Origin of the sequence: Aeromonas sp. R2-4 (genome assembly GCF_040908365.1) — a bacterium.
In the GTDB taxonomy this organism is placed as follows: domain Bacteria; phylum Pseudomonadota; class Gammaproteobacteria; order Enterobacterales; family Aeromonadaceae; genus Aeromonas; species Aeromonas veronii.
Genome location: NZ_JBFODO010000013.1, coordinates 196,604 through 218,219 on the forward strand (window position 1 = coordinate 196,604; position 21,616 = coordinate 218,219).

Annotated in this window: 22 protein-coding genes; 10 read left to right on the top strand and 12 right to left on the bottom strand. The window is 57.5% G+C overall.

Annotated elements, in window-relative coordinates; translation table 11 throughout:
- Positions 1–13: 13 nt before the first annotated feature.
- Genes folP through rlmE form a run of 3 tightly spaced genes read right to left on the bottom strand, consistent with a single transcriptional unit; the run spans position 14 to position 3,540 of the window.
- On the bottom strand, positions 14–859 hold the full coding sequence (folP, locus tag AB5Z05_RS06280; RefSeq protein WP_101531045.1) for a dihydropteroate synthase: 846 nt from the start codon (positions 857–859) through the stop codon (positions 14–16).
- 59 nt (positions 860–918) lie between these two features.
- A complete protein-coding gene (gene ftsH, locus AB5Z05_RS06285; RefSeq protein ID WP_005343537.1) occupies positions 919–2,865 on the bottom strand; it encodes an ATP-dependent zinc metalloprotease FtsH in 1,947 nt (648 codons plus the stop codon).
- Between the two features lie 45 nt (positions 2,866–2,910).
- Positions 2,911–3,540, bottom strand: coding sequence for a 23S rRNA (uridine(2552)-2'-O)-methyltransferase RlmE (gene rlmE / locus AB5Z05_RS06290; protein ID WP_005338828.1), 630 nt, complete (start codon positions 3,538–3,540; stop codon positions 2,911–2,913).
- A gap of 97 nt (positions 3,541–3,637) precedes the next feature.
- On the opposite strand from rlmE, the gene yhbY reads away from it, so the two are divergent.
- Together yhbY and AB5Z05_RS06300 are read left to right on the top strand one after the other, a co-directional pair.
- Entirely contained in the window at positions 3,638–3,934 is a 297-nt protein-coding gene (yhbY, locus tag AB5Z05_RS06295) for a ribosome assembly RNA-binding protein YhbY (protein ID WP_005338829.1), read from the top strand.
- A gap of 103 nt (positions 3,935–4,037) precedes the next feature.
- The gene (locus AB5Z05_RS06300) at positions 4,038–4,619 is read left to right on the top strand and encodes a PilZ domain-containing protein (protein WP_139743385.1); all 582 of its coding nucleotides are present in this window, start codon (positions 4,038–4,040) and stop codon (positions 4,617–4,619) included.
- A 76-nt stretch (positions 4,620–4,695) separates the two neighbouring features.
- Here AB5Z05_RS06300 and greA read toward each other — a convergent pair whose 3' ends face one another.
- The 3 genes from greA to pomA all read right to left on the bottom strand — a co-directional run bounded on the left by greA (position 4,696) and on the right by pomA (position 6,989).
- Positions 4,696–5,172 carry a transcription elongation factor GreA gene (gene greA, locus AB5Z05_RS06305; RefSeq protein WP_005338833.1) on the bottom strand — a complete coding sequence of 159 codons (477 nt, stop codon included), beginning with the start codon at positions 5,170–5,172 and terminating at the stop codon, positions 4,696–4,698.
- Between the two features lie 156 nt (positions 5,173–5,328).
- Positions 5,329–6,222 carry a flagellar motor protein MotB gene (locus AB5Z05_RS06310; RefSeq protein WP_005349528.1) on the bottom strand — a complete coding sequence of 298 codons (894 nt, stop codon included), beginning with the start codon at positions 6,220–6,222 and terminating at the stop codon, positions 5,329–5,331.
- An 8-nt stretch (positions 6,223–6,230) separates the two neighbouring features.
- Positions 6,231–6,989, bottom strand: coding sequence for a flagellar motor protein PomA (gene pomA / locus AB5Z05_RS06315; protein WP_005349525.1), 759 nt, complete (start codon positions 6,987–6,989; stop codon positions 6,231–6,233).
- A 211-nt stretch (positions 6,990–7,200) separates the two neighbouring features.
- Between pomA and xseB the strand changes: the two genes are divergently transcribed.
- From xseB to dxs, 3 genes are read left to right on the top strand one after another with little or no spacing between them, the layout of a single operon-like run.
- Positions 7,201–7,452 carry an exodeoxyribonuclease VII small subunit gene (gene xseB / locus AB5Z05_RS06320; RefSeq protein ID WP_005338838.1) on the top strand — a complete coding sequence of 84 codons (252 nt, stop codon included), beginning with the start codon at positions 7,201–7,203 and terminating at the stop codon, positions 7,450–7,452.
- On the top strand, positions 7,453–8,343 hold the full coding sequence (ispA, locus tag AB5Z05_RS06325) for a (2E,6E)-farnesyl diphosphate synthase (protein WP_042080637.1): 891 nt from the start codon (positions 7,453–7,455) through the stop codon (positions 8,341–8,343).
- A gap of 21 nt (positions 8,344–8,364) precedes the next feature.
- Complete coding sequence (dxs, locus tag AB5Z05_RS06330; protein ID WP_368150585.1) at positions 8,365–10,233, top strand: 1-deoxy-D-xylulose-5-phosphate synthase; 1,869 nt, start codon at positions 8,365–8,367, stop codon at positions 10,231–10,233.
- A gap of 133 nt (positions 10,234–10,366) precedes the next feature.
- Here dxs and ushA read toward each other — a convergent pair whose 3' ends face one another.
- A complete protein-coding gene (gene ushA, locus AB5Z05_RS06335; protein WP_005335278.1) occupies positions 10,367–12,091 on the bottom strand; it encodes a bifunctional UDP-sugar hydrolase/5'-nucleotidase UshA in 1,725 nt (574 codons plus the stop codon).
- Between the two features lie 268 nt (positions 12,092–12,359).
- Here ushA and AB5Z05_RS06340 point away from each other — a divergent pair, with 268 nt between their 5' ends.
- From AB5Z05_RS06340 to AB5Z05_RS06350, 3 genes are all read left to right on the top strand, one after another.
- Positions 12,360–12,704: a DUF2956 domain-containing protein gene (locus AB5Z05_RS06340; RefSeq protein WP_216949576.1), complete on the top strand. Its 345-nt coding sequence runs from the start codon at positions 12,360–12,362 to the stop codon at positions 12,702–12,704.
- Positions 12,705–12,847: 143 nt separating this feature from the next.
- Positions 12,848–13,183: a hypothetical protein gene (locus tag AB5Z05_RS06345; protein ID WP_005358483.1), complete on the top strand. Its 336-nt coding sequence runs from the start codon at positions 12,848–12,850 to the stop codon at positions 13,181–13,183.
- A 113-nt stretch (positions 13,184–13,296) separates the two neighbouring features.
- Positions 13,297–14,166, top strand: a complete 870-nt coding sequence (locus AB5Z05_RS06350; RefSeq protein ID WP_368150588.1) for a hypothetical protein — start codon at positions 13,297–13,299, stop codon at positions 14,164–14,166.
- Positions 14,167–14,220: 54 nt separating this feature from the next.
- Here AB5Z05_RS06350 and AB5Z05_RS06355 read toward each other — a convergent pair whose 3' ends face one another.
- Both AB5Z05_RS06355 and fkpA read right to left on the bottom strand, forming a co-directional pair.
- Complete coding sequence (locus AB5Z05_RS06355; RefSeq protein WP_100654426.1) at positions 14,221–15,627, bottom strand: sigma-54 dependent transcriptional regulator; 1,407 nt, start codon at positions 15,625–15,627, stop codon at positions 14,221–14,223.
- A 151-nt stretch (positions 15,628–15,778) separates the two neighbouring features.
- Positions 15,779–16,582, bottom strand: coding sequence for an FKBP-type peptidyl-prolyl cis-trans isomerase (gene fkpA, locus AB5Z05_RS06360; RefSeq protein ID WP_005335283.1), 804 nt, complete (start codon positions 16,580–16,582; stop codon positions 15,779–15,781).
- Between the two features lie 118 nt (positions 16,583–16,700).
- Here fkpA and AB5Z05_RS06365 point away from each other — a divergent pair, with 118 nt between their 5' ends.
- Both AB5Z05_RS06365 and AB5Z05_RS06370 read left to right on the top strand, forming a co-directional pair.
- Entirely contained in the window at positions 16,701–17,669 is a 969-nt protein-coding gene (locus AB5Z05_RS06365; protein ID WP_005349516.1) for a hypothetical protein, read from the top strand.
- A gap of 14 nt (positions 17,670–17,683) precedes the next feature.
- A complete protein-coding gene (locus AB5Z05_RS06370; RefSeq protein ID WP_005335285.1) occupies positions 17,684–17,899 on the top strand; it encodes a SlyX family protein in 216 nt (71 codons plus the stop codon).
- A gap of 125 nt (positions 17,900–18,024) precedes the next feature.
- Here AB5Z05_RS06370 and AB5Z05_RS06375 read toward each other — a convergent pair whose 3' ends face one another.
- From AB5Z05_RS06375 to AB5Z05_RS06385, 3 genes are all read right to left on the bottom strand, one after another.
- Positions 18,025–18,966, bottom strand: a complete 942-nt coding sequence (locus tag AB5Z05_RS06375; RefSeq protein WP_040068611.1) for an ABC transporter permease — start codon at positions 18,964–18,966, stop codon at positions 18,025–18,027.
- Between the two features lie 2 nt (positions 18,967–18,968).
- On the bottom strand, positions 18,969–19,943 hold the full coding sequence (locus tag AB5Z05_RS06380; RefSeq protein WP_005349514.1) for an ABC transporter permease: 975 nt from the start codon (positions 19,941–19,943) through the stop codon (positions 18,969–18,971).
- A 99-nt stretch (positions 19,944–20,042) separates the two neighbouring features.
- Positions 20,043–21,599 carry an ABC transporter substrate-binding protein gene (locus AB5Z05_RS06385; protein WP_042054176.1) on the bottom strand — a complete coding sequence of 519 codons (1,557 nt, stop codon included), beginning with the start codon at positions 21,597–21,599 and terminating at the stop codon, positions 20,043–20,045.
- Positions 21,600–21,616 lie beyond the last annotated feature (17 nt).

Consider the following 21,616-nt stretch of genomic DNA (forward strand, 5'->3'; position numbering starts at 1 on the left):
TCTGTTCTCTTTATTATCTGGAAATAAAATCTTGTCCCGTCATTGCCAGCCAACCGACGCGCAATGCGTCCATGGTCTCCCGTACATCATGTACCCTGATGATGCGGGCCCCATGCTGCATGCCGATAAGGGCGCATGCCAGACTGCCCGCCAGACGCTCATCCACCGGACGGCCCAGCAGGTTGCCTATCATAGACTTTCGCGACATCCCCACCAATAGCGGCAAGCCATAATCAAGCAGTTCCTTTTGAGCCGCCAACAGCTGATAGTTGTGTGCAAGGGTTTTGCCAAAGCCATATCCCGGATCCAGCAACAGCTCTTCACGACGGATCCCGACCGCCAGACAAGCCGCAATACGCTCATCAAAGAAGGCGCGTACCTCCCCGATCAGGTCGTCATAGTGCGGCTCGACTTGCATGGTTCTCGGCTGCCCCTGCATATGCATCAGACAGACCGGAACCCGCGCTTCGGCCGCGGCCTGCAGCGCTCCAGGCTCTTGCAGCGCCCGCACATCGTTGATCAGATGGGCACCCGCCTTGCAACCCTCCCGCATCACAGCCGCTTTGGAGGTATCGAGGGAGATCATCACATCCAGCTCACGAACCATCTGCTCCACAACAGGAATGACCCTGTCCAGCTCCTCCTGCTCGTTCACATCGGGCGCACCAGGGCGGGTTGACTCGCCACCGATGTCGATGAGGGTCGCACCGTCAGAGACCATCTGGCGCGCATGGGCCATTGCCCGTTCAAACTGGTTGAAATTACCGCCATCGGAGAAGGAGTCGGGCGTCACATTGAGGATCCCCATCACATGGGGACGATCGAGGGAGAGGCTGAGCCCCTTGCTGGTTAACTGCATTTTCACGTCCATCTGATAAAGAAAAACCCCGGGCAAGCCCGGGGTTTGGAGAGTCACAATTATTTGGCCGGAGCATCGTTGGCTTTGTCGATAGTGACATCCGCCACCGGTGCAGCCTCATCGGCAGGCTTGGCCTCGGCAGCCACGGTGGAACCACCTTGCGGAGTATCACCGTGCTCGTCATGCCAGTTGCTCGGAGCACGTACCTCGCGACGCGCCATCAGATCATCGATCTGTTTGGCGTCGATGGTCTCGTACTTCATCAGCGCATCTTTCATGCTGTGCAACACGTCCATGTTATCCAGCAGGATCTGCTTGGAACGGGCATAGTTGCGATCAATGACCTGCTTGACCTCGGCATCGATGACGCGAGCTGTATCGTCGGACATGTGCTTGGCCTTGGCCATGCTGCGACCGAGGAACACTTCACCATCTTCTTCCGCGTAGAGCATTGGGCCGAGACGCTCGGACATACCCCACTGGGTCACCATCTTGCGTGCAATGTCGGTCGCTCGCTCGATGTCGTTGGAAGCTCCAGTAGAAACCTTCTCGGCACCATAGATCAGCTCTTCTGCCAGGCGACCGCCATACAGGCTGGAGATCATTGACTCCAGATGCTGCTTGGAGTGGCTCCAGCGATCCTGCTCCGGCAGATACATGGTCACACCCAGCGCACGACCGCGCGGAATGATGGATACCTTGTAAACCGGGTCATGATCCGGAACGAGACGACCAATGATGGCGTGACCGGCTTCATGATACGCAGTCATCTCTTTTTCGGACTCTTTCATCACCATGGAGCGGCGTTCCGCACCCATCATGATCTTGTCCTTGGCCTTCTCGAACTCAGCCATGGAGACCACCCGGCGGCTCTCGCGGGCAGAGAAGAGGGCAGCTTCGTTGACCAGGTTGGCCAAATCCGCACCAGAGAAACCGGGGGTACCACGGGCAATCAGTGCCGGATTGACGTCATCCGCCAACGGAACTTTGCGCATGTGCACTTTCAGGATCTGCTCGCGACCACGGACATCCGGCAGACCGACCACAACCTGACGGTCGAAACGGCCCGGACGCAGCAGTGCCGGATCCAGTACGTCAGGACGGTTGGTGGCAGCAATGACGATGATGCCTTCATTGCCTTCAAAGCCATCCATCTCGACCAGCATCTGGTTAAGAGTCTGCTCACGTTCATCATGACCACCACCCAGACCGGCACCACGCTGGCGACCGACCGCATCAATTTCATCGATGAAGATGATGCAGGGGGAAGATTTCTTGGCCTGTTCGAACATGTCACGCACCCGGGAGGCACCGACACCGACGAACATCTCCACGAAATCGGAACCTGAGATGGTGAAGAACGGCACCTTGGCCTCGCCCGCAATGGCCTTGGCCAGCAAAGTCTTACCGGTACCGGGAGGACCAACCAGCAGCACACCGGTCGGGATCTTGCCACCCAGTTTCTGGAATTTGCTCGGGTCGCGCAGATAGTCGACCAGCTCCTTCACCTCTTCCTTGGCTTCATCGCAACCTGCAACGTCAGCAAAGGTGGTCTTGATCTGATCTTCGCTCATCAGGCGAGCCTTGCTCTTGCCGAACGACATGGCACCTTTGCCACCGCCGCCCTGCATCTGACGCATGAAGAAGACCCAGACACCGATCAGCAGCAGCATCGGGAACCAGGAGATGAAGATAGAGGTCAACAGAGACGGCTCTTCCGGCTTCTCGCCCATCACTTTGACATTGTGATTGAGCATGTCGTTGAGCAGCTGGGGATCCGGCGCAGGGATTATGGTGGTGAATCGTTCACCAGTACGCTTGACGCCATTAATGACCTTACCGTCCATCCGCACTTCACGGATCTGCTCTTGGGTCACCTCTTTAACGAAGCTGGAATAGTCCAGCTGGCGACTGGTGGTATCGCTGGGGCTGAAGCTATTGAACACCGACATCAAAACGACGGCGATGACCAGCCACAGGATTAAGTTTTTCGCCATGTCACTCAAATCAGTAACCTCGCAGACTGACAGTTAACGATGAAGGTTAGGGTACTACAGTTTAAAACCGGTAGCCACAATGTAGACTTCCCGTGATCTGGCGCGGGATGAGTCTGGTTTACGAATTTTGACAGCGGAGAAAAGTTTACGAATTTCATTGAGATAGGCATCAAAGCCCTCTCCCTGAAACACCTTCACTACGAAACTGCCGTCACTACGCAATACCTGATTGCACATGTCCAGCGCCAGCTCGACCAGATACATGGCGCGAGCCTGATCCACCTGCTGGGTACCGCTCATGTTGGGCGCCATATCAGACATCACGACATCGACCTTGTCGGGACCCACTCGCTCCAGCAAAGCGCCGAGTACAGTTTCCTCCCGAAAGTCCCCTTGCAGGAAATCGACACCAGCAATGGGATCCATCGGCAAAATGTCACATGCGATGACGCGACCCGAATCACCAACCTGTTCAACCGCGAACTGGGACCAACCACCGGGGGCTGCCCCCAAATCCACTACGGTCATGCCATGTTTCAGCAAGCGATCCTTGCCCTGGATCTCGTCAATCTTGAAAACAGCACGAGAACGCAGGCCCATTTTCTGGGCTTTTTTGACGTATTGATCGTCGAAATGTTCTTTTAACCAGCGAGTTGAACTGGGGGAACGTTTTTTCTGGGTCATGATAATCGACTTTAAAAAACCACAAGGGTTATTAGTATTAAGGGCTAAGTGGGGGTAGAATACGCCCCTTTCAACCCTGACTTATGAAGAAATTGCGATGATTCTCAACAATAAACAGAAACAGTACCTCAAGGGCCTTGCCCATAGCCTCAAGCCTGTCGTCCTGCTGGGTCAGCATGGTCTGACCGAAGGTGTACTGGCCGAGATCGATCTGGCGCTGAACCATCACGAGCTGATCAAGGTTAAGGTTGCCTCTGAAGATCGCGAAATGAAACAACTGGTTATGGATGCTATCGTCCGTGAAACCGGTTCAATCAAGGTGCAAAGCATGGGTCATGTGCTGACCATTTATCGTCAAGCCAACGAACCAAAAATCCAGCTGCCCCGCAAGTAAAAGGAAAGAGCATCGCTCTTTCCTTATTCCACTTCTTCCCGAGTCGCTTGCCAAAGTAGTCGCAAAGCCCTTAACCTGCGATGAATACTTCCGGACACGCATTATGGCTCACCATCCTATTCTGACCGACGATGAGCTGGCCATGCTGCGGGACTTGGGGAGCAATCAGGACACCCATGTTCTGAGTGGTCACCTCGATGCCCCCATGCTTGGCTTGCTGCAAAAAGCCGAACACCTTGTACTCGAAGCCCGCTTCGCAGGCCATCAGCTGCGTTTTCCCCTGAGCTTTACCCAAGGGGAAGATGGCTTCGTCGAGCCCCGGTTATCTGCACCGGTCATCAGGGAGCTTGGGTTTGCGCAACCGCGTGCCTGGCGTCTCACACAAAAAGCCAAGCTTTGCAGCGACCTGGGCCTGTTTCAGGTGCTCAGCCTCTCCCTCAACGGCCTCATCGTGGAAAATTTGCCAACCGACATGGTGGCCGATACCCCCATCAACGGCGAGCTCTGCATCGAGCAAGAGGCCCCTCTTCCACTGCAGGGACGACTGGTAAGGCGCATCAAAGCCAATGCCGACCATGCCACCTGGGCACTGAGCTTTCAAATGAGCGAGAGCAATATCGAACGGCTGCGCCATTGGTTGTTTCAGCGTCATCAGGACGCCTTTACCGAGGCGTATCTGTCCTGATTTTTATCAATAATCATATAGATAAAGACAAACAGGGGAGCGCCAGCCCCCCTGTTTCATCGTCTATAGCATTCGCTTAGATATAAGCGACTTCCAGTACTTCGTATTCCACATCACCGCCCGGGGTCTTGACGATTGCAACATCGTCCACTTCCTTGCCAATCAGGGCGCGGGCAATGGGGGAGTTGACAGAGATGAGGTTCTGTTTGATATCAGCCTCATCATCACCCACGATGCGGTAAACCACCTCTTCCTCTGTCTCGCTCTTGAGCAGAGTCACAGTCGCGCCAAAAATCACGCGGCCGTTGTTGGTCATCTTGGTGACATCGATCACCTGCGCATTGGAGAGCTTGGCTTCAATCTCCTGAATGCGACCTTCACAGAACCCCTGCTGCTCGCGAGCGGCATGGTATTCGGCGTTTTCCTTCAGATCGCCGTGCTCACGGGCATCGGCAATCGCTTCGATAATCTGGGGACGAAGCTCGGTCTTGAGATAATCGAGCTCTTCGCGCAGCTTCTCAGCGCCGCGAACAGTCATCGGAGTATGATTCATAGTCGAAACCTGGGTTGCTTGAAAATAGAAACTGCGGCCATCTGCAAGGAGGCCGCAGCGATCGGTTCGGATGAGGCATCTTAATATGAAGCCAACACAAAATCCACGTCAGCCCCCTGATGCAGATCCCACTTGCGTCATCGACATTCCCCTCGCTTACTTCCCTTCCGGTACGGAAATGGGGGCCGAAACGGTCGGTTTGCCCTGCATGATGGCGATCTCCACCCGCCGGTTCATCCGACGATTTTCCGGGGTCGTATTGGGCACCAATGGCTGGGAATCCGCCATCCCCTGAACCACCAGTCGCCCCTGATCAAAACCGGGGACCTTCAGCATCTGGTGCGCCACCGCCACCGCCCGTTGCGACGACAACTCCCAGTTGGACTGGAACAGCTCATCTTCGGTCGCCACGTTGTCGGTGTGACCGGAGATGGTGATTTCACCCGGCACATCCTTGAGCAGGGTCGCTACCTTGCGAATGACCGGCCAGAACTGTGGCTGCAGAAATGCCGAACCGGCCGGGAAAGATGCTTTTTCCCTGATCCGGATGATGATCTGCTGGCCCAGCGCCTCAATTTCGATGGCGCCATCCTGGATCTGATCTTTCATCTGCTCGGCGAGGGCTTTGGCCAGGGTATTGGACTGTTCTTGCGCCTTCTTCGCATCCTGCGCGGTATCGCCCCCCGTCTGTTTGCCATCACTCTTGTCCTGACCACCTGCCTGATCCGACTCGCCGGGCAGAAACTCCAGTTCGGTCTGGGTCAGATCGATGGTCTGCTGCATCACGGTATCAATCGGCGTGGGTTCCGGGCGACCAGGCCTGAACTCCTGGGCAATCACCGAGGTTCCCTTGGGAATATCTTTCACCTCAAGGATGTTCTGTACCCCGAATGCCTTGTCCATGGAACCGGCTATCTGTTTGAACTTCTGCACATCCATCTCGGCAAAGGAGAGCAACAGCACGAAGAAGCACATCAACAGCGACATCAGGTCGGCAAAGGTTCCCATGTAACCAGGAAGACCTGGTGGCGGGCACTTGCAATCAGACATAGCGCCCCCTATTCGGTGCCAGTATTACGTTTGGACTGGTTCAGATAGTTTTGCAGCATGGACTGGATCACCCGCGGGTTCTGGCCATCCTGAATCCCCATAATGGCATCAAGGATCAGGGTACGACTGAGCTTCTCCTCCCCGCTGCGCAGCTCCAGCTTGTCGGCAATCGGGATCGCCAACATATTGGCCTCTATCGCACCGTACAGGGTGGTAAGCAAGGCCACCGCCATCGCCGGCCCGATCGACTTGGGGTCACTCATGTTGGCCAGCATGGCCACCAGACCCACCAACGTACCTATCATCCCCATGGCAGGGCCCAGATCCCCAAGGGTACGGAAGACCTTGATGGCAATGACATGGCGCTCGGCTGTCAGGTCGATATCCTTTTCCATCACGGCGCGCACCACTTCGGCATCGTGACCATCCACCAGCATATCGATCCCTTTTTTCATAAATGCATTGGGGATCTCTGCGGCTTCCAGCGCAAGAAAGCCCCCTTTGCGAGCCGCGTCAGCCAGTTCAACGGCTTTAGTAATCAGGTCTTCAAGCTTGTCGCCCTTGTACATAAAGGCTTTACCCGCCACCTTGAATGCCATCAGGAACTGGCCAAGGTTGAACTTCATCATGGCGATGAAGATTGATCCCAATACAGTGATGTAGACCGATGGCATATCCACATACATGCTCATGGGGCCACCCAGCAGCATGCCGTACACCACCACCCCGAAACCCAGCACTATCCCTATCAGACTGCCTAGATCCACGTCCCTACTCCTGTCACCGGTTCTTATGTCTATTTATAGTCTGTTGAATTTTCTGCTATTGCGACCCATGCGGCAAGCATACATCCACTGAGAATGATGGCTCATTATCGGCCAGTTTAGCGAGAGTTTGAGGGGGCAATGCTTTTCTGCCTCCCCCCTGTGGACGGTCGATGTTAATATAAGCCGTTTTTTTCAATCCCCGAGGATGGACATGGCCAGTAAAAAAATCGACCGTCTGAGTTTTGATGCCACTCTGGAAGAGCTGGAAACCATCGTTCATCAGCTGGAACAAGGTTCCCTACCCCTGGAAGAGGCACTCAAGCAGTTCGAGCAGGGCGTTCATCTGGTTCGGGCCGGTCAGCAGAAGCTGGAACTGGCCGAACAGAAGATCCAGATCCTGCTCAGTCAAGCCGATGGCAGTGATCAGCTCGCCCCCTTCCAGCCAGAACAAGGAGAGGAGTGAGTGGCGCTGGACCATTTTTCCCGTCTGCATCGTCAGCGTATTGACGACTGTCTGTCAGCACAACTTGAATCCTTGCCCGCCATGGCGCCGCGTCTGCGCGATGCCATGAGTTATGGCCTGCTGCTGGGCGGCAAACGGGTTCGCCCGTTTCTGGTCTACGCGGTCGGCGAGATGCTGGGCGTCAAGAGCGAACTGCTGGATGGCCCCGCGGCTGCCGTGGAGTGCATCCACGCTTACTCCCTGCTGCACGATGACCTGCCCGCCATGGATAACGACGACCTGCGTCGTGGTCAGCCAACCGTTCACAAGGCGTTTGACGAAGGCACCGCCATTCTGGCCGGTGATGCGCTGCAGACCCTGGCGTTCTCCATTCTGGCCGATCACCCCATGCCCGATACCTTGATGGCCAACCGGGTGCGAATGCTGAGTACCCTCGCCCGCGCCTCCGGCTATCTGGGTATGTGTGGTGGTCAGGCGCTGGATCTGCAGGCCGAAGGGCGCCAGATCACGCTTGCCGAACTGGAGCAGGTACACCGCCACAAGACCGGTGCGCTTATTGAATGCGCCGTGGCGCTCGGCGCCCTGTGCAAAGCCGATGTCGATGACGCCACGCTGGCTGCACTGCAAACCTATGCCGCCGCGATTGGCCTCGCCTTTCAGGTGCAGGATGACATCCTCGACATCACAGGTGATACCGCCACCCTGGGCAAGCCACAAGGTTCTGACCTGGCGCTGGAGAAAAGTACCTATCCGGCCCTGCTCGGACTCGAAAATGCCCGTGAGCTGGCTCGCGAACTGCATGGGAAAGCCTTAACAGCCCTGCAATCCTTGCCCTACAATACCGACATTCTGGAAGCGTTTGCCGATTACATCATCGAGCGAACCCACTAAACGCTGGATAACAGTAACAATATGAGCGTTGATATTAGCAATTTCCCCAACCTGGCCCTCGCGGACACTCCGGTCGAGCTGCGTTCCTTGCCCAAAGATCGGCTGCCGGTGCTGTGCAACGAGCTGCGCGAATATCTGCTGCGCTCTGTCAGCCGCTCCAGCGGACACTTTGCCTCCGGTCTCGGCACGGTCGAACTGACCGTCGCCCTGCACTACGTCTACAACACCCCGTTCGATCGGCTGATCTGGGATGTGGGCCATCAGGCCTATCCCCACAAGATCCTGACCGGGCGCCGTGACCAGATCCACACCATCCGGCAGAAGGATGGTCTGCACCCCTTCCCCTGGCGTGGCGAGAGCGAATACGACGTGCTCTCCGTCGGCCACTCCAGCACCTCCATCGGTGCGGCGCTCGGTATGGCGGTCGCCGCCGAGAGTGAAGGGCTGGGTCGCAAGGTCGTTGCAGTGATCGGTGATGGTGCCATTACCGCAGGGATGGCCTTTGAAGCGCTCAACCACGCCGGCGATGTCCACAAGGACATGCTGGTGATCCTCAACGACAACGAGATGTCCATCTCAGAGAATGTCGGGGCGCTCAACAACCATCTGGCCCGGGTCATGTCAGGCAAGCTCTACACCACCATCCGCGAAGGCGGCAAGAAGGTGCTGGCGGGGCTGCCGCCGGTCAAGGAGCTGGCCAAGCGGGCCGAAGAGCACCTCAAGGGGATGGTGGTGCCCGGCACCCTGTTCGAGGAGTTCGGCTTCAACTATATCGGCCCCATCGACGGTCACGATATCGAGGCACTGGTCGAGACCCTGCGCAACATGCGCAACCTCAAGGGTCCGCAACTGCTGCACGTCAAAACCAAGAAGGGCAAGGGTTACGAGCCGGCGGAGAAAGACCCCATCGGTTATCACGCTGTGCCCAAGTTCAATCCTGACGATTGCTCCTTACCCAAGGCAAGCGGTGCCAAACCCACCTTCTCCGCCATCTTTGGCCAATGGCTGTGCGACATGGCCGCCAAAGACGAAAAGCTGGTCGGCATCACCCCCGCCATGCGCGAAGGCTCGGGGCTGGTGAAATTCAGCCAGCAGTATCCGGATCGCTACTTCGATGTGGCCATTGCCGAGCAGCATGCAGTCACGTTCGCTGCCGGTCTCGCCATCGCCGACAAGAAGCCGGTGGTGGCCATCTATTCGAGCTTCCTGCAGCGTGCCTACGATCAGTTGATCCACGACGTGGCGCTGCAAGATCTGCCGGTGCTGTTCGCCATCGACCGGGCCGGTCTGGTGGGCGCCGATGGCCCGACCCATCAGGGGGCGTTCGACATCAGCTTCCTGCGCACCGTGCCCAACATGGTGGTGATGACGCCATCTGACGAGAGCGAATGCCGCCAGATGCTCTATACCGGCTATCGCCATCAGGGGCCAGCCGCGGTGCGCTATCCGCGCGGCAGCAGCCTGAGTGACGCCCCCATCTCGTCAGAGATGCAGGCACTGGAGCTCGGCAAGGGACGTATCCTGCGAGAGGGCAAGGGCACTGCCATTCTGGCGTTTGGCACCTTGCTGCACCACGCCAAAGCGGCCGCCGAAGTGCTGGATGCCACCTTGGTGGATATGCGCTTTGTCAAACCGATGGATGAGGCGCTGGTGCTGTCGCTGGCGGCCAGCCACGATCACTTCGTCACCATTGAAGACAACGCCATCATGGGCGGTGCCGGTTCGGCGGTGAACGAACTGCTGATGCGCAGCAAGCAGTGCAAGCCGGTGCTCAACCTTGGCTTGCCGGATCGCTTCGTGGAACAGGGTACCCAGCAGGAGATCTATGCCCTGCTCGGTCTGGACGATGCAGGCATCCAGCGCAGCATCGAAAGCTGGCTGCAAGCCTGACGAGACACGATGTGATGCAATAGACTGGAAAATTCAGTAACGGTTCGAAAAAATCCCCAGGTAATGCCTGGGGATTTTTTTAAGAAGACAGCAGAGTGTGACTACTGTTGTGACGATACCGAATCGACAGCGCTTAGTTACACCCTTCGGTAGAGGCTGAGTTCAGATAGCTCACCTCATTGCCTGGCTGATAATCGGCCACGTTGATGGTCTTCTTGATCTCGATGTACTCCTTCAGCACGGCAGCATCGACCAACCCGGCGTTGATGGTATCGATCTTCGGATAACCGTCACCACCGGAGGCGCTGAAGCTCGGGATCGCGAAGCTGTAAGTTGCAGCCGGATCAAACGCCTTGCCACCGATGCTGGTGATATTGACGCTCTTGGCCTGGCAATCCACCGCCATGTTGATACCGCCAAACTGGGCATAACCACCGGTATTGCGGGTCTTGCTTGCCACCTGGCCCAGATAGGTCGCCAGATCGCTTCCCTTCATGACAGCCTTGTTGACCGTGTTGCCAAACGGGTGCACCAGCAGCACGCTGCGGTAGGTGATATCACCGGCCGGGATGCTGTCACGGACGCCGCCAGAGTTGACGATACCAAAGTCGACACCCAGCTTGCTGCTGGTCGCCGTGGTGATCAGGCGACCCAGGTTGGTCTGCTTGTTGCGAACCGAGTTGCGATCACCAACCAGCAAGCCATCTGCCGAGCCAATGACGACATTCAGCTCTTGCTGACCTTTCTCCTGATAACCCAGCAGGGTGTTATACAGCTCGGGATCCTTGGTGATCTCGTCCTGTACGAACTGCATCTTGGCCGGATCCTTGGTTACGGCGCCGTTGGCATCGATCGCCTCGCCCTTGGCGTTACGCTTGATCAGGTTGACCGGGATCAGGTCATAGCTGGTCAGGGTCAACTTGCCATTCTGGTACTCAAACTGGGCACGGCCCACATACTTGCCCCACTCGTGAGCCTGCATGATCCAGGTGCCGTTCTGCTGGTCTGGCTGGCAGTTATCACCCGGTTTGAAATTGGCGTACTTGTTGGTAGTACCCGGTTCCATACAGACCGGATTCTGGGAGTGGCCACCAATGATGGCATCCAGAGTCCCTGCCGGCAGTGCACGAGCCATCTCTACATCGCCCGGCGCATTGCTGCCGTGCTGACCATTCTCGTAATGGCCCATGTGAGTGATGGCGAAGACCAGATTGGCCTCCTTGTTGCTGCGGATCTGCTGGCCCAGTTTGGCCGCCTCGCTGGTCGGATCGCGGAACTCCAGGGTTTGCACGTTGTTGGGATCCACCAGCTGGGCGGTATCCTCGGTGGTCAGGCCCAGTACGGCGACCTTGAGACCGCTCTCCAGCTTGAACACCTTGTAGGGGTCAAAGTAGTGTTTGCCACTGGCCTTGTCATAGATGTTGGCCGAGAGCATGGGGAACTGGGCCCACTTGCGCTGCTTCTCCAGCACGCTGAGAGGGTTGTCGAATTCATGGTTGCCCACTGCCATGGCATCGTAGCGAATGTTGTTCATCGCCATGAAGTCAGGCTCGGCATCCTGCAGATCGGACTCCGGCACCCCGGTATTCACATCACCACCGGAAAGAACCAGTACGTCACTGCCAGCAGCCTTGGCATCGGCACGCAGCTGCTCGACCAGAGTCTTCTGGGCAGCCATACCGTACTCATTTTCAGCGTTGTGCCAGAAACGGCCGTGGGTATCGTTGGTGTGCAGGATGGTCAGTTTGCAGACATTTTCGGTGCAGGGTGCAACGGTGTCATTGCTCGAGGTATTACAGCCAGTCAGTGCAGCAAGCACGGCCAGTGCCACGCCGCCTTTGATAAAGTTATTATTCATTTCCATATCACCTTGATTGTTTTGTTATTTATCAACCCTGTCCAGCGGGTCGGGCGCCAATATAACAAACAACGGATGACCGTTTTTCATCGATGACTCACAAATTCTGCTAATTGTGATCTTCGGCCCAACATCCGGCTTCCTGCTGATTTATCAGTTTTTTTGTTGAGCAGTCACTCACTTGCTCCCCTCCCGCACCAAGGAGGCGCCACCCGGACGCGCCTTTATGGCATACTCCCCAGCCAGCCATGCCCGAGGAGATGATTTGATGGCCAAGTACGACAAGATTTCCCCCGAGACCCAGCAGGAGGCGATGAAAATTGCCCGTGCCAACCAGAAGCCGGGGCAGACCAAGGAGCAGACCCAGCTTATCGCGCAAGGGATCCAGAAAGGCATCGACGAATACAAGAAACAGATGAAGGCGCGGGCCCGCGAAGCGAGCCGCCAGAAAAAATTGCAGGCCAAAGCCAGGCAGCCACAGGCGGCGCCACAAACCGAAGAGCAAGACGATCAGCTTGAAGTGGTTGAAGTAAGCCATCAGCATCCCCTGCCCTGGATCTTGCTGGTGCTGAGCTGGCTAGGATTTGCTACAGCCTGGTTCTGGTTGCACTAAGACGCGCTAGCAAACCTTTATCCGGGATCCTCTTCACAGCCCGGGCCCGGGCTGCTGGTGATTACCTGCGAAGAGTGGTTAAATCGCGCGCCTCTTGCACCGGACTCCCTGTTTTTTGACGATCAGTTTTCAGGAAAGATGTTATGAACCCCGCTCCGCTCTATCTGCTGGCCCCTTTTGTACTGTTCCTTGTGACCATGCTGCTCTATCGCATTTCGCCGCTGCGGGCGGTCGCCGCCGGTGGGGTACGCTGGTTTATCCTGCCGGCCTTCACCCTGTTTATTTTGCTGATCATCATCAATGGTGCCGCCGATCCCGCCCTGCGCGATCCGGCATTCCACTGGTTGATGCCGGGCCTTGGCTTTGCCCTGAGCCTGTTTCCGGCCCTGCCCAAGGCGCTGGTGCCACGGCTCGCCATCAAAGAGGGGGCCTTTGCCGCCCTCGGTCTGATGCTGATGAGCCTGGCTATGGTCTACTGAGCAACCGGCCACAGCCGTTAACATGACTCAAGGGGCGCTCTGTGATGGGCGCCCCTTGTACAAACAATGGCCTGCAGGCATCTTGGTGACAGGATAACCAGCAAGGAGGCCAAATGGACAATCCGCCCGATTTCATGGCGCTGTGGGATTATCAGGATCCCGCCGCCAGCGCACTGCGTTTTCACACCCTTCTTCCCGAAGCGCGCACCGCCGCCGACCTGCAACTCGAACTGGAGTTGCTGACCCAAATTGCCCGCACCCACTCGCTGCAGCGCCAGTTTGCCGAAGCCCATCAGCTGCTCGACGAGATAGCGCCTCGCCTCACCGACACAACCCCCAGAGCGCGGATCCGGGCCCTGCTGGAACGGGGCCGCACCTTTAACTCGGCGGGCGACAAAGCCAGCGCCAAACCGCTGTTTGAACAAGCCTGGCAGTGGGGACTCAAGGAGAAAGAAACCTATCTCGCCATCGACGCCGCTCACATGATCGCCATCGCCGCACCACTGGAAGAGCAGAGCCGCTGGCATCAACTGGCGATGGAGCTGGCGGAGCGCAGCAGTGACGAGAAGGTGCGTGGCTGGCTGGCCCCCCTTTACAACAATCAGGGCTGGACCCTGTTCGAACTGGGCCGCTTTGATGAGGCGAAAATCCAGCAGCAGAAGTGTCTGGCCTGGCATCTGCAACATAACCAGCCGGCCAAGGCGTTTATCGCTCGCCGGAGTCTGGCTCGCCTGACCCGGGCCCAGGGTCAGCACCAGCAGGCACTGGCAGAGCTGCACCAACTCAAGGTTGATATGGCCGAGGCAGGCGAACCTGAGGATGGTTATCTGTTCGAGGAGCTGGGGGAGAATGCCTTGGTGCTGGACGATCCGCTGGCCGCGGAATACTTTTCCCGCGCCTGGTTTCTGCTGTCACAGGACCGCTGGTTCAGCGCCAACGAGGGAGAGCGACTGGCTCGCCTCAAGCGCCTAGCCAAACTCTGATCCCCAAAATAGCAAGGGCGGCACGCTAGCCGCCCTTTCTGCTGACAAGATGGTTCAGGCCCGATTGGACTCCTCCCACCCCTGCTTTTTACGGTAAATGGTGGAGGGGCTGATCTCGAGCAGGGCCGCCGCCTTGGGAATATTGCCGTCACAGCTGGCGATGGCCTGTTCGATCACCTCTTTCTCCACCAGCCAGAGCGGACGAATCGGCCCGTTGGCCACGCCAGTGGCGGCCGGAGCCGATGCCACCGCTGCCGCAATCGCAGTCGGTAGCTGGGGGCGCACCCCATTGAGCGGTGGCGGCAGAATATCCGGGCTCACCAGCTCCTTGTCATTGAGCACCACGATATTGCGCACCACGTTCTGCAGCTCGCGTACGTTGCCGGGCCAGGGGTAGTCGAGCAGCACTCGCGCCGCCTCAACGTCAAAATCCTTGAAGCGTTTGTTTTCCTCCTTGGCGTAGCTTTGCAGCAGGGTACGCGCCAACAGCAGGATATCCTCACCCCGCTCCCGCAGCGGCGGCAGGGTAAGCGGAATGACGTGGAGCCGATAGTAGAGATCCTCGCGAAAACGGCCCGCTTTTACCTCCACCAGCGGATCCCGGTTGGTGGCGCAGATAAAGCGGACATCCACCGTCTCGAGCTTGCCGCTACCGACCCGCTGCACTGTGCCAGTCTGGATAAAGCGCAGCAGCTTGCTCTGCAGATCCAGGTCCATCTCGCAGATCTCGTCGAGAAACAGGGTACCGCCATCGGCCAGACTGGCTGCCCCTTTGCGATCCCCCTGGGCGCCGGTAAAGGAGCCCTTCACATGACCGAAGATCTCGCTCTCCATCAAATCGTGGGGAATGGCGGCGCAGTTAAGGGCAATAAAGGGCTGTTCGCTGCGGGGACTGCACTGGTGAATCGCCTCGGCACACACCTCTTTGCCGGTGCCGCTCTCGCCAGTGATAAAGACGGTCGCTTTGCTGGGCGCCGCGCTCTCGATGATGCGATAGACCGCCTGCATCGACATGGAGGCGCCGATAAAACCGAAGAAGGAGCTGCGCTCGAAGTTTTCCCGATAGTGGGCAACCAGCGAGCTCAACTGCTGGTGTTTCAAGGCATTGCGAACAGTGGCGCAGAGCCGCTTGCTGTCAAACGGCTTGGTCAGAAAATCGAAGGCACCAAGGCGCATCGCCTCCACCGCCACATCCACCGAGCCGTGGGCGGTGATCACCACCACCGAGCAAGGCAACTGCTGTTCGGTGATCATCTGCAGAATATCCATACCGGACATATCCGGCAGCTCCAGATCCAGCAGCACCACGGGGGGAGGACTTGCCAGTAACTGCGCCAACGCTTGCTGGCCACAGTCGGCCAGCACCACCTCATACCCCTCCTGGCGCAGGTACTGTTCATAGACCACCGCCAGACTACGGGTATCTTCCACCAGCAGGACACGCGATTTATTTTCAGCCACTGGACTCATCCTTGTATTTGATTCTGCGATCTATTTTGCCTTATGTTCGCGCGCAAACCCAACGCCAAGACAGCTCTGTTATCCCGCGATTGCAGGGAATACACAAGTAAAAACGGCTCCTTAAGGAGCCGTTTTTAACTACAAGAAGGGATTACTTCTTGGCATCGTCAGCAGTCGGCTTCTCGATAGCCAGCAGCTCAACGTCAAACACCAGCACGGCGTTCGCCGGGATGGAGCCTGCACCGTGCTCGCCATAGGCCAGCTTGGACGGCAGGAAGAACTTGAACTTGGAGCCAACCGGCATCAGCTGCACGCCTTCAGTCCAACCCGGGATAACCTGGTTGAGCGGGAAGGTAGCCGGCTCGCCGCGATCGACGGAGCTGTCGAACTTGGTGCCGTCAGTCAGGGTACCGGTGTAGTGAACCTTGACGATATCGGTAGATTTCGGCTTGGCGCCAGTGCCCATCTTCTCGACCACGTACTGCAGGCCGGATTCAGTGCTCTTCACACCCTCTTTCTTGGCGTTGGCAGCCAGGAACTCTTCGCCCTTCTTCAGATTCTCAACGGCGTCTTTCTCGGCCTTGGCCTTGGTCAGCTCGTTGATCTTGGCGTCGTAATCCTGCAGTACCTTCTGGATCTCTTCATCAGTCATCTTGGCTTCTTTGCCCAGACCGTCAGTCACCCCTTTCAGGATCACGGCGTTGTCCAGTTTGATGCCCAGTTCCTGCTGACGCTCCAGGGTATTGGCGATGTAACGACCCATGGAGAGGCCAATTGCGTAGCCAGATTGCTCTTCAAAGCTCTTGGCTTCGGCCTTGGTCGCCTCTGCCGGCTTGCTGGCTTCTGCCTTCACTTCGGCGGTATTGGCCGCAGCAGGCTTCTCGTCTTTTTGGCAAGCAGTCAGACCGACGGCAACGGCCGCCGCCAACAGGGACACCTTCAGAAATTTGTTCATCAGTTTCTCCAAACTCCAAATACCGCTCTCGGTTCCATCGTGAAATGAGAGGTTTATCGTGATAAGCGCCTTATACTAACGCCGTGATCGCAGGTAACAAAAGCGTGAGACCGCAAAAATGATAAAAAGTGCCATTTATCTGGTGAGCCTCTGTTTAATGCTCACCGGTTGCGAGCAAAGCTCCCAACCCAACCAGCAAATGACCCTCGCCAGCACGGGTCTACTGACCGCAGATCTCTCCAGTGATGGCAAGCAGGCCATCGTCTCCAGCATCAGCCAGGGCATCATCGTCTGGGATCTGGAACAGAACCGTCAACGCTGGCGCTGGAAGCAATCCGACTCTGCGGAAGATCTGGTATTCATTACCCGCTTTTCCGAAGGCAACAGCCACGCCGTCACCGCCACCCCAGACACCTTTGCTACCTGGCGGCTGAACGACGGGCAATCACAAGGCTACTACTCACTTCCTGAATCCAGGCTGAGGGACATCGCGCTCTCTGCCGACGGTCGTTATGTGCTGATCGGGCGGGAAGATGGCAAGGCCGAGTGGCTCGACACCCGAAGCGGCCGTCGCCTGCAGTTTCTGGGGCACACCGAACAGGTCAATACGGTGGATCTATCCGCCAACGGTCGCTACGCCCTGACCGGCGGCAACGACTACAGCGCCTATCTGTGGGATACCCGTAGCGGGCAGGTAATTTGGCGCTTCAACCATGGTGGCCGGGTGATCATGGCCAGACTGGAGCCGAGCGGCCGCTACGCCTTCACCGCCGACAGCAGCCGGGCCAGCATCTGGGATCTGAAAACCGGCAAGGAGGTGAGTCAGCTGCAATATGATCACCGCTTCGAGGTCTACACCAGCGCCCGCTTTGCCAACGATGGCAAGTGGCTCATCACTGGCGCCCCTTCCCGTCAGCTCTCCCTGTGGCAAGTGAGCGATGGTGCCCTGCTGCAGAGCTGGCGCGTCTCGCCGCAACCCAAGGTGAAACCGCCCAGCGCAGTGGTCTACGGCGTCGCTTTGCGCGACAATAGCCACCTTGTCAGTGCCAGCTCCAGTGGTCTGGCCGAAATCTGGACAATCAAGTAAGGACCCGAAGGCCCATGAGTCAGCAACTTAACGATCGCATCGAAACCCTGGAAACCCGTCTCGCCTATGCGGAGTACACCATAGAGCAGCTTAACGACGAGGTAACCACCCAGGGCCGTGAACTCGATCGGCTCAAATACCAGATCCAGCTGCTGATCGACAAACTACAAAGCGTACAGCCCAGCCAGATTGCCAGCATGGCCGAAGAGACCCCGCCGCCGCACTACTGATGGGTGTGCAATCAACAAGCTGTCTGCTCAATACAATAAAAATCCGAAACCGGCTAAACCCGTTTCGGATTTTTTCATCCAAATGATCTGATAGCTGCGACTCGGCGCCTCAGAATCAGCCCGCGTTAACCTTTGTAGATCTTGGGGTTAAACACATCCCGCAGCCAGTCACCCAGCAGGTTGATGACCAGCACCAGCACCACCAGACAGATGCCCGGGAAGGCGGTGATCCACCAGGAGCCGGAGAAGATGTAGTTGAAGCCGACGCTGATAAGCGAACCGAGCGAGGGCTGATCAACCGGCATCCCCAGACCGAGGAAGGAGAGCGCTGCTTCGCTCATGATGGCGTTGGCCACCTGCACGGTGGAGATCACCAGAATGGGCGACAGGCAGTTGGGCAGAATGTGGCGGAACATGATGCGCGGGGCGCGGAACCCCATCACCTTGGCCGCTTCCACATACTCCTTCTTCTTCTCCGCCAGCACAGAGGCGCGCACAGTACGGGCGTACTGCGGCCACTCGGCGATACCGATGATCACCACCAGCATCATGATGGCAAACTTCGAGTAAAACTCGGAGCCAAAGGTTGCCTGAAAGATGGCGGAGATGATGATCGCCACCATCATGGTGGAGAACGACAGCTGCACATCGGCAAAGCGCATCAGCAGGTTGTCGATACGACCACCGAAATAACCGGCAATCAGACCGATGACGATACCGAGCACCAGCTGCAGCGCCACCGCAAACAGGCCGATGGTGAGGGAGATACGGGCGCCATAGAGGATGGTGCTCCAGATATCCCGCCCCTGGTTGTCGGTGCCGAGCCAGAAGCGCTCCTCGCCACCTTCGAGCCAGGAGGGGGGCAACTCGGCATCCATCAGATCAAAACTGGTCTGGTCATAGACGTTGTGCGGGGCAAGCCAGGGTGCCAGCAGCGCCGCCAGCACAAATACCACGAACACCGCAAAGCTGAACATGGCTACCTTGTCCCGCAGGAAGTAGTAGACGATGTCAGAGTTCTTGAATCGTGCCCAACGGCTTGGGCTTGCAGTTACAGCGTTACTCATGCTTACCCCTTGGCAGTCAGGTTAACGGTCGGGTTGATCAACCCGTAGAGCAGGTCGACCAGGGTATTGGTCACCACGAAGATCAGTCCCACGAAGATGACGTAGGCGGTGATGAGGGGCGTATCGACCCGGTGGATCGCTTCAAGAAACAGGAAGCCGGTGCCCGGCCACTGGAACACGCTCTCGGTCAGGATGGTGTAGGCCACCATGGTGCCGATCTGCACCCCGCCGACGGTAATGACCGGCAGCATGGTGTTCTTCAGAGCGTGCTGATAGTAGACCTTGTTGTTGTCCAGCCCCTTGGCGCGGGCGAACTTGACGTATTCGGAGGAGAGCTGCTCCAGCATCTCGGAGCGCACCAGCCGGATAAACAGCGGCAACATGATGGAAGAGAGCGACACCGCAGGCAGGATCAGGTGCAGGATGCCGTCCCAGGTAAAGAAGCCCGACTCCCAGCCCAGCAGGTTACGGGTCTCGCCGCGGCCATAGGCAGGCAGCCAGCCCAGCTGGATGGAGAAGAGGTACATCAGCATGATGGCGGTCAAAAATACCGGGATCGAGATACCGATACTGCTCCCCGCCATGATGATCTTGGTGGGAATGCTGCGCGGGCGGATCGCCGAATAGACACCGAGTGGAATGGAGACCACCACGATGATGAGCGCGGCAGCAAACACCAGCTCAAGGGTAGCCACCAGCTTGTCGAGGATCACCTCGAGAGCGGGTCGCTTGAAGAAATAGGAGGTGCCCAAATCCCCATGCACCGCATTTTTCAGAAAGCGGCTGTATTTGATGAGGAAGGGATCATTAAGGCCCATCTTCTCGCGCAACTCGTGACGCTGGGCTTCGGAGACGGATTGTCCCACCAGCTCGCGCAACGGGTCACCCAGGTTGTCCTGGATGGAGAAGGCGACCAGGCTGATGACGAACATCACTATCACGGCCTGATAGAACCGTTTCAGCAGGAATGTAAACATGCTTGTCCTTCTACGTGGCCTGTGTCGTGGCACAGGCTTCTGTTAGTGGGCGGAGTGGCCAGCAGACCACCCCGCCCCGTCCTTCCTTGCGACGTTCTCTTACTTGCTGACCACCAGGTCACCCAGGTAAGGGAAGTTCATCACGTTGACCACTGGCTTGATATCGACGTTCTTCTTGGCGCCATAGGCCAGATCTTCCCAGTGCAACGGCACATAGGCAGCATCTTCGATCAGCATGGCTTCGACCTTCTTCAGCATCTCGGCACGCTTGGCCGGATCGGTCTCGGCGTTGGCATCCATCACCAGCTTGTCAGCTTCGGCGTTGGCATAACCGGCGCAGTTGTACTGGCCCATACCGGTCTTGGCATCCTTGGTGAAGGTCAGGAACTCGAAGAAGTTCGCGGTATCTTCGGTGTCGGAGTGCCAGCCGATCAGCTGCATGTCCGCGGCGCACTTGTCAAACTCGGGCCAGTACTGGGCCACCGGCATGGTCTTCAGATCCACCTTGATGTTGATCTTGGCCAGCATGGCGGAGACCGCCTGGGCAATCTTGACGTCGTTGACGTAGCGGGCTGCCGGGGAGATGAAGGTCATCTTGAAGCCTTTCTCGTAACCGGCCTCCTTCATCAGCTCCTTGGCCTTGGCCAGATCATACTGGGGCACCAGCGCCTCGTTGTGGCCGGCATAGCCTTTCGGGCTCAGCTGGCCAGCGGGGGTACCGAAGCCCTTGTTGATCTTCTCGACGATACCCACCTGGTTGATGGCGTAGTTGATCGCCTGACGCACGCGCTTGTCTTTCAGTGCCGGGTTGGTGTTCTGGTTCAGCTCGATGATGATGGCGCGGGTACCGGACAGGGTGACCAGCTGGGAGTCCTTGCCATTCTTCACGCGCTCCAGATCGTTCGGCGCAACCGGATAGATCATGTCCACGTCGCCACCCAGCAGGGCTGCAACACGGGTCGCATCTTCCTTGATCGGCACCACGGTCAGGTTCTCGACGTTACCCTTGGAGGCCTTGTCCCAGTAGTTGGCGTTGCGGGCATAATCCAGCTTCACACCCTGCTCGCGGAACTTGACAGTGAACGGGCCAGTACCGGAGACGTGGGTAGAGGCATAGGAGTCGCCGTTTTTGACGATCTCGGCCTTGTCTTTGCCCGCTTCGGTCTTGCCGGTGTAGAACTTGGAGTCCATCGGGAAGATGTAGGTGACGGTCTGCAGCACCAGCGGGAACGGCTTGGCAGTGATCAGATCGACGGTGTAGTCATCGACCTTCTTCACTTCGCTGATGGGATCGAAGATCGCCTTGAAGTCGACGGAGGATTTCAGGCGGTTGACGGTCCACACCACGTCGTCTGCGGTGAAGTCGTTACCGGAGTGGAACTTGACCCCTTTGCGCAGGTGGAAGCGGACGGTCTTGTCATCGACACGCTCGAACTTCTCGGCCAGACGGGGCTCGAACTGCAGGTCCTGGGTGTAACGCATCAGGGGATCGAATACCAGGTGCGACATCTCCAGGGTCTGACCGGAGAGCTGCTCCTGCGGATCCAGCGAAGTGGCGTCAGAAGCGACACCCACCTTGATATCAGCGGCTGAGACACTGAAAGCGAAACCGGCGGCAAACAGCGCCAGGGCAATCTTGGACAATCCTTTCTTCATCTTGTTCTCCATGCTTT

Excerpts from the sequence above, each read along its gene's own strand:
- folP (WP_101531045.1), bottom strand. The coding sequence starts at position 859 with ATGCAGTTAACCAGCAAGGGGCTCAGCCTCTCCCTCGATCGTCCCCAT.
- rlmE (WP_005338828.1), bottom strand. The coding sequence starts at position 3,540 with ATGACCCAGAAAAAACGTTCCCCCAGTTCAACTCGCTGGTTAAAAGAA.
- yhbY (WP_005338829.1), top strand. The coding sequence starts at position 3,638 with ATGATTCTCAACAATAAACAGAAACAGTACCTCAAGGGCCTTGCCCAT.
- AB5Z05_RS06300 (WP_139743385.1), top strand. The coding sequence starts at position 4,038 with ATGGCTCACCATCCTATTCTGACCGACGATGAGCTGGCCATGCTGCGG.
- greA (WP_005338833.1), bottom strand. The coding sequence starts at position 5,172 with ATGAATCATACTCCGATGACTGTTCGCGGCGCTGAGAAGCTGCGCGAA.
- AB5Z05_RS06310 (WP_005349528.1), bottom strand. The coding sequence starts at position 6,222 with ATGTCTGATTGCAAGTGCCCGCCACCAGGTCTTCCTGGTTACATGGGA.
- xseB (WP_005338838.1), top strand. The coding sequence starts at position 7,201 with ATGGCCAGTAAAAAAATCGACCGTCTGAGTTTTGATGCCACTCTGGAA.
- dxs (WP_368150585.1), top strand. The coding sequence starts at position 8,365 with ATGAGCGTTGATATTAGCAATTTCCCCAACCTGGCCCTCGCGGACACT.
- ushA (WP_005335278.1), bottom strand. The coding sequence starts at position 12,091 with ATGAATAATAACTTTATCAAAGGCGGCGTGGCACTGGCCGTGCTTGCT.
- AB5Z05_RS06340 (WP_216949576.1), top strand. The coding sequence starts at position 12,360 with ATGGCCAAGTACGACAAGATTTCCCCCGAGACCCAGCAGGAGGCGATG.
- AB5Z05_RS06345 (WP_005358483.1), top strand. The coding sequence starts at position 12,848 with ATGAACCCCGCTCCGCTCTATCTGCTGGCCCCTTTTGTACTGTTCCTT.
- AB5Z05_RS06350 (WP_368150588.1), top strand. The coding sequence starts at position 13,297 with ATGGACAATCCGCCCGATTTCATGGCGCTGTGGGATTATCAGGATCCC.
- fkpA (WP_005335283.1), bottom strand. The coding sequence starts at position 16,582 with ATGAACAAATTTCTGAAGGTGTCCCTGTTGGCGGCGGCCGTTGCCGTC.
- AB5Z05_RS06365 (WP_005349516.1), top strand. The coding sequence starts at position 16,701 with ATGATAAAAAGTGCCATTTATCTGGTGAGCCTCTGTTTAATGCTCACC.
- AB5Z05_RS06370 (WP_005335285.1), top strand. The coding sequence starts at position 17,684 with ATGAGTCAGCAACTTAACGATCGCATCGAAACCCTGGAAACCCGTCTC.
- AB5Z05_RS06375 (WP_040068611.1), bottom strand. The coding sequence starts at position 18,966 with ATGAGTAACGCTGTAACTGCAAGCCCAAGCCGTTGGGCACGATTCAAG.
- AB5Z05_RS06380 (WP_005349514.1), bottom strand. The coding sequence starts at position 19,943 with ATGTTTACATTCCTGCTGAAACGGTTCTATCAGGCCGTGATAGTGATG.
- AB5Z05_RS06385 (WP_042054176.1), bottom strand. The coding sequence starts at position 21,599 with ATGAAGAAAGGATTGTCCAAGATTGCCCTGGCGCTGTTTGCCGCCGGT.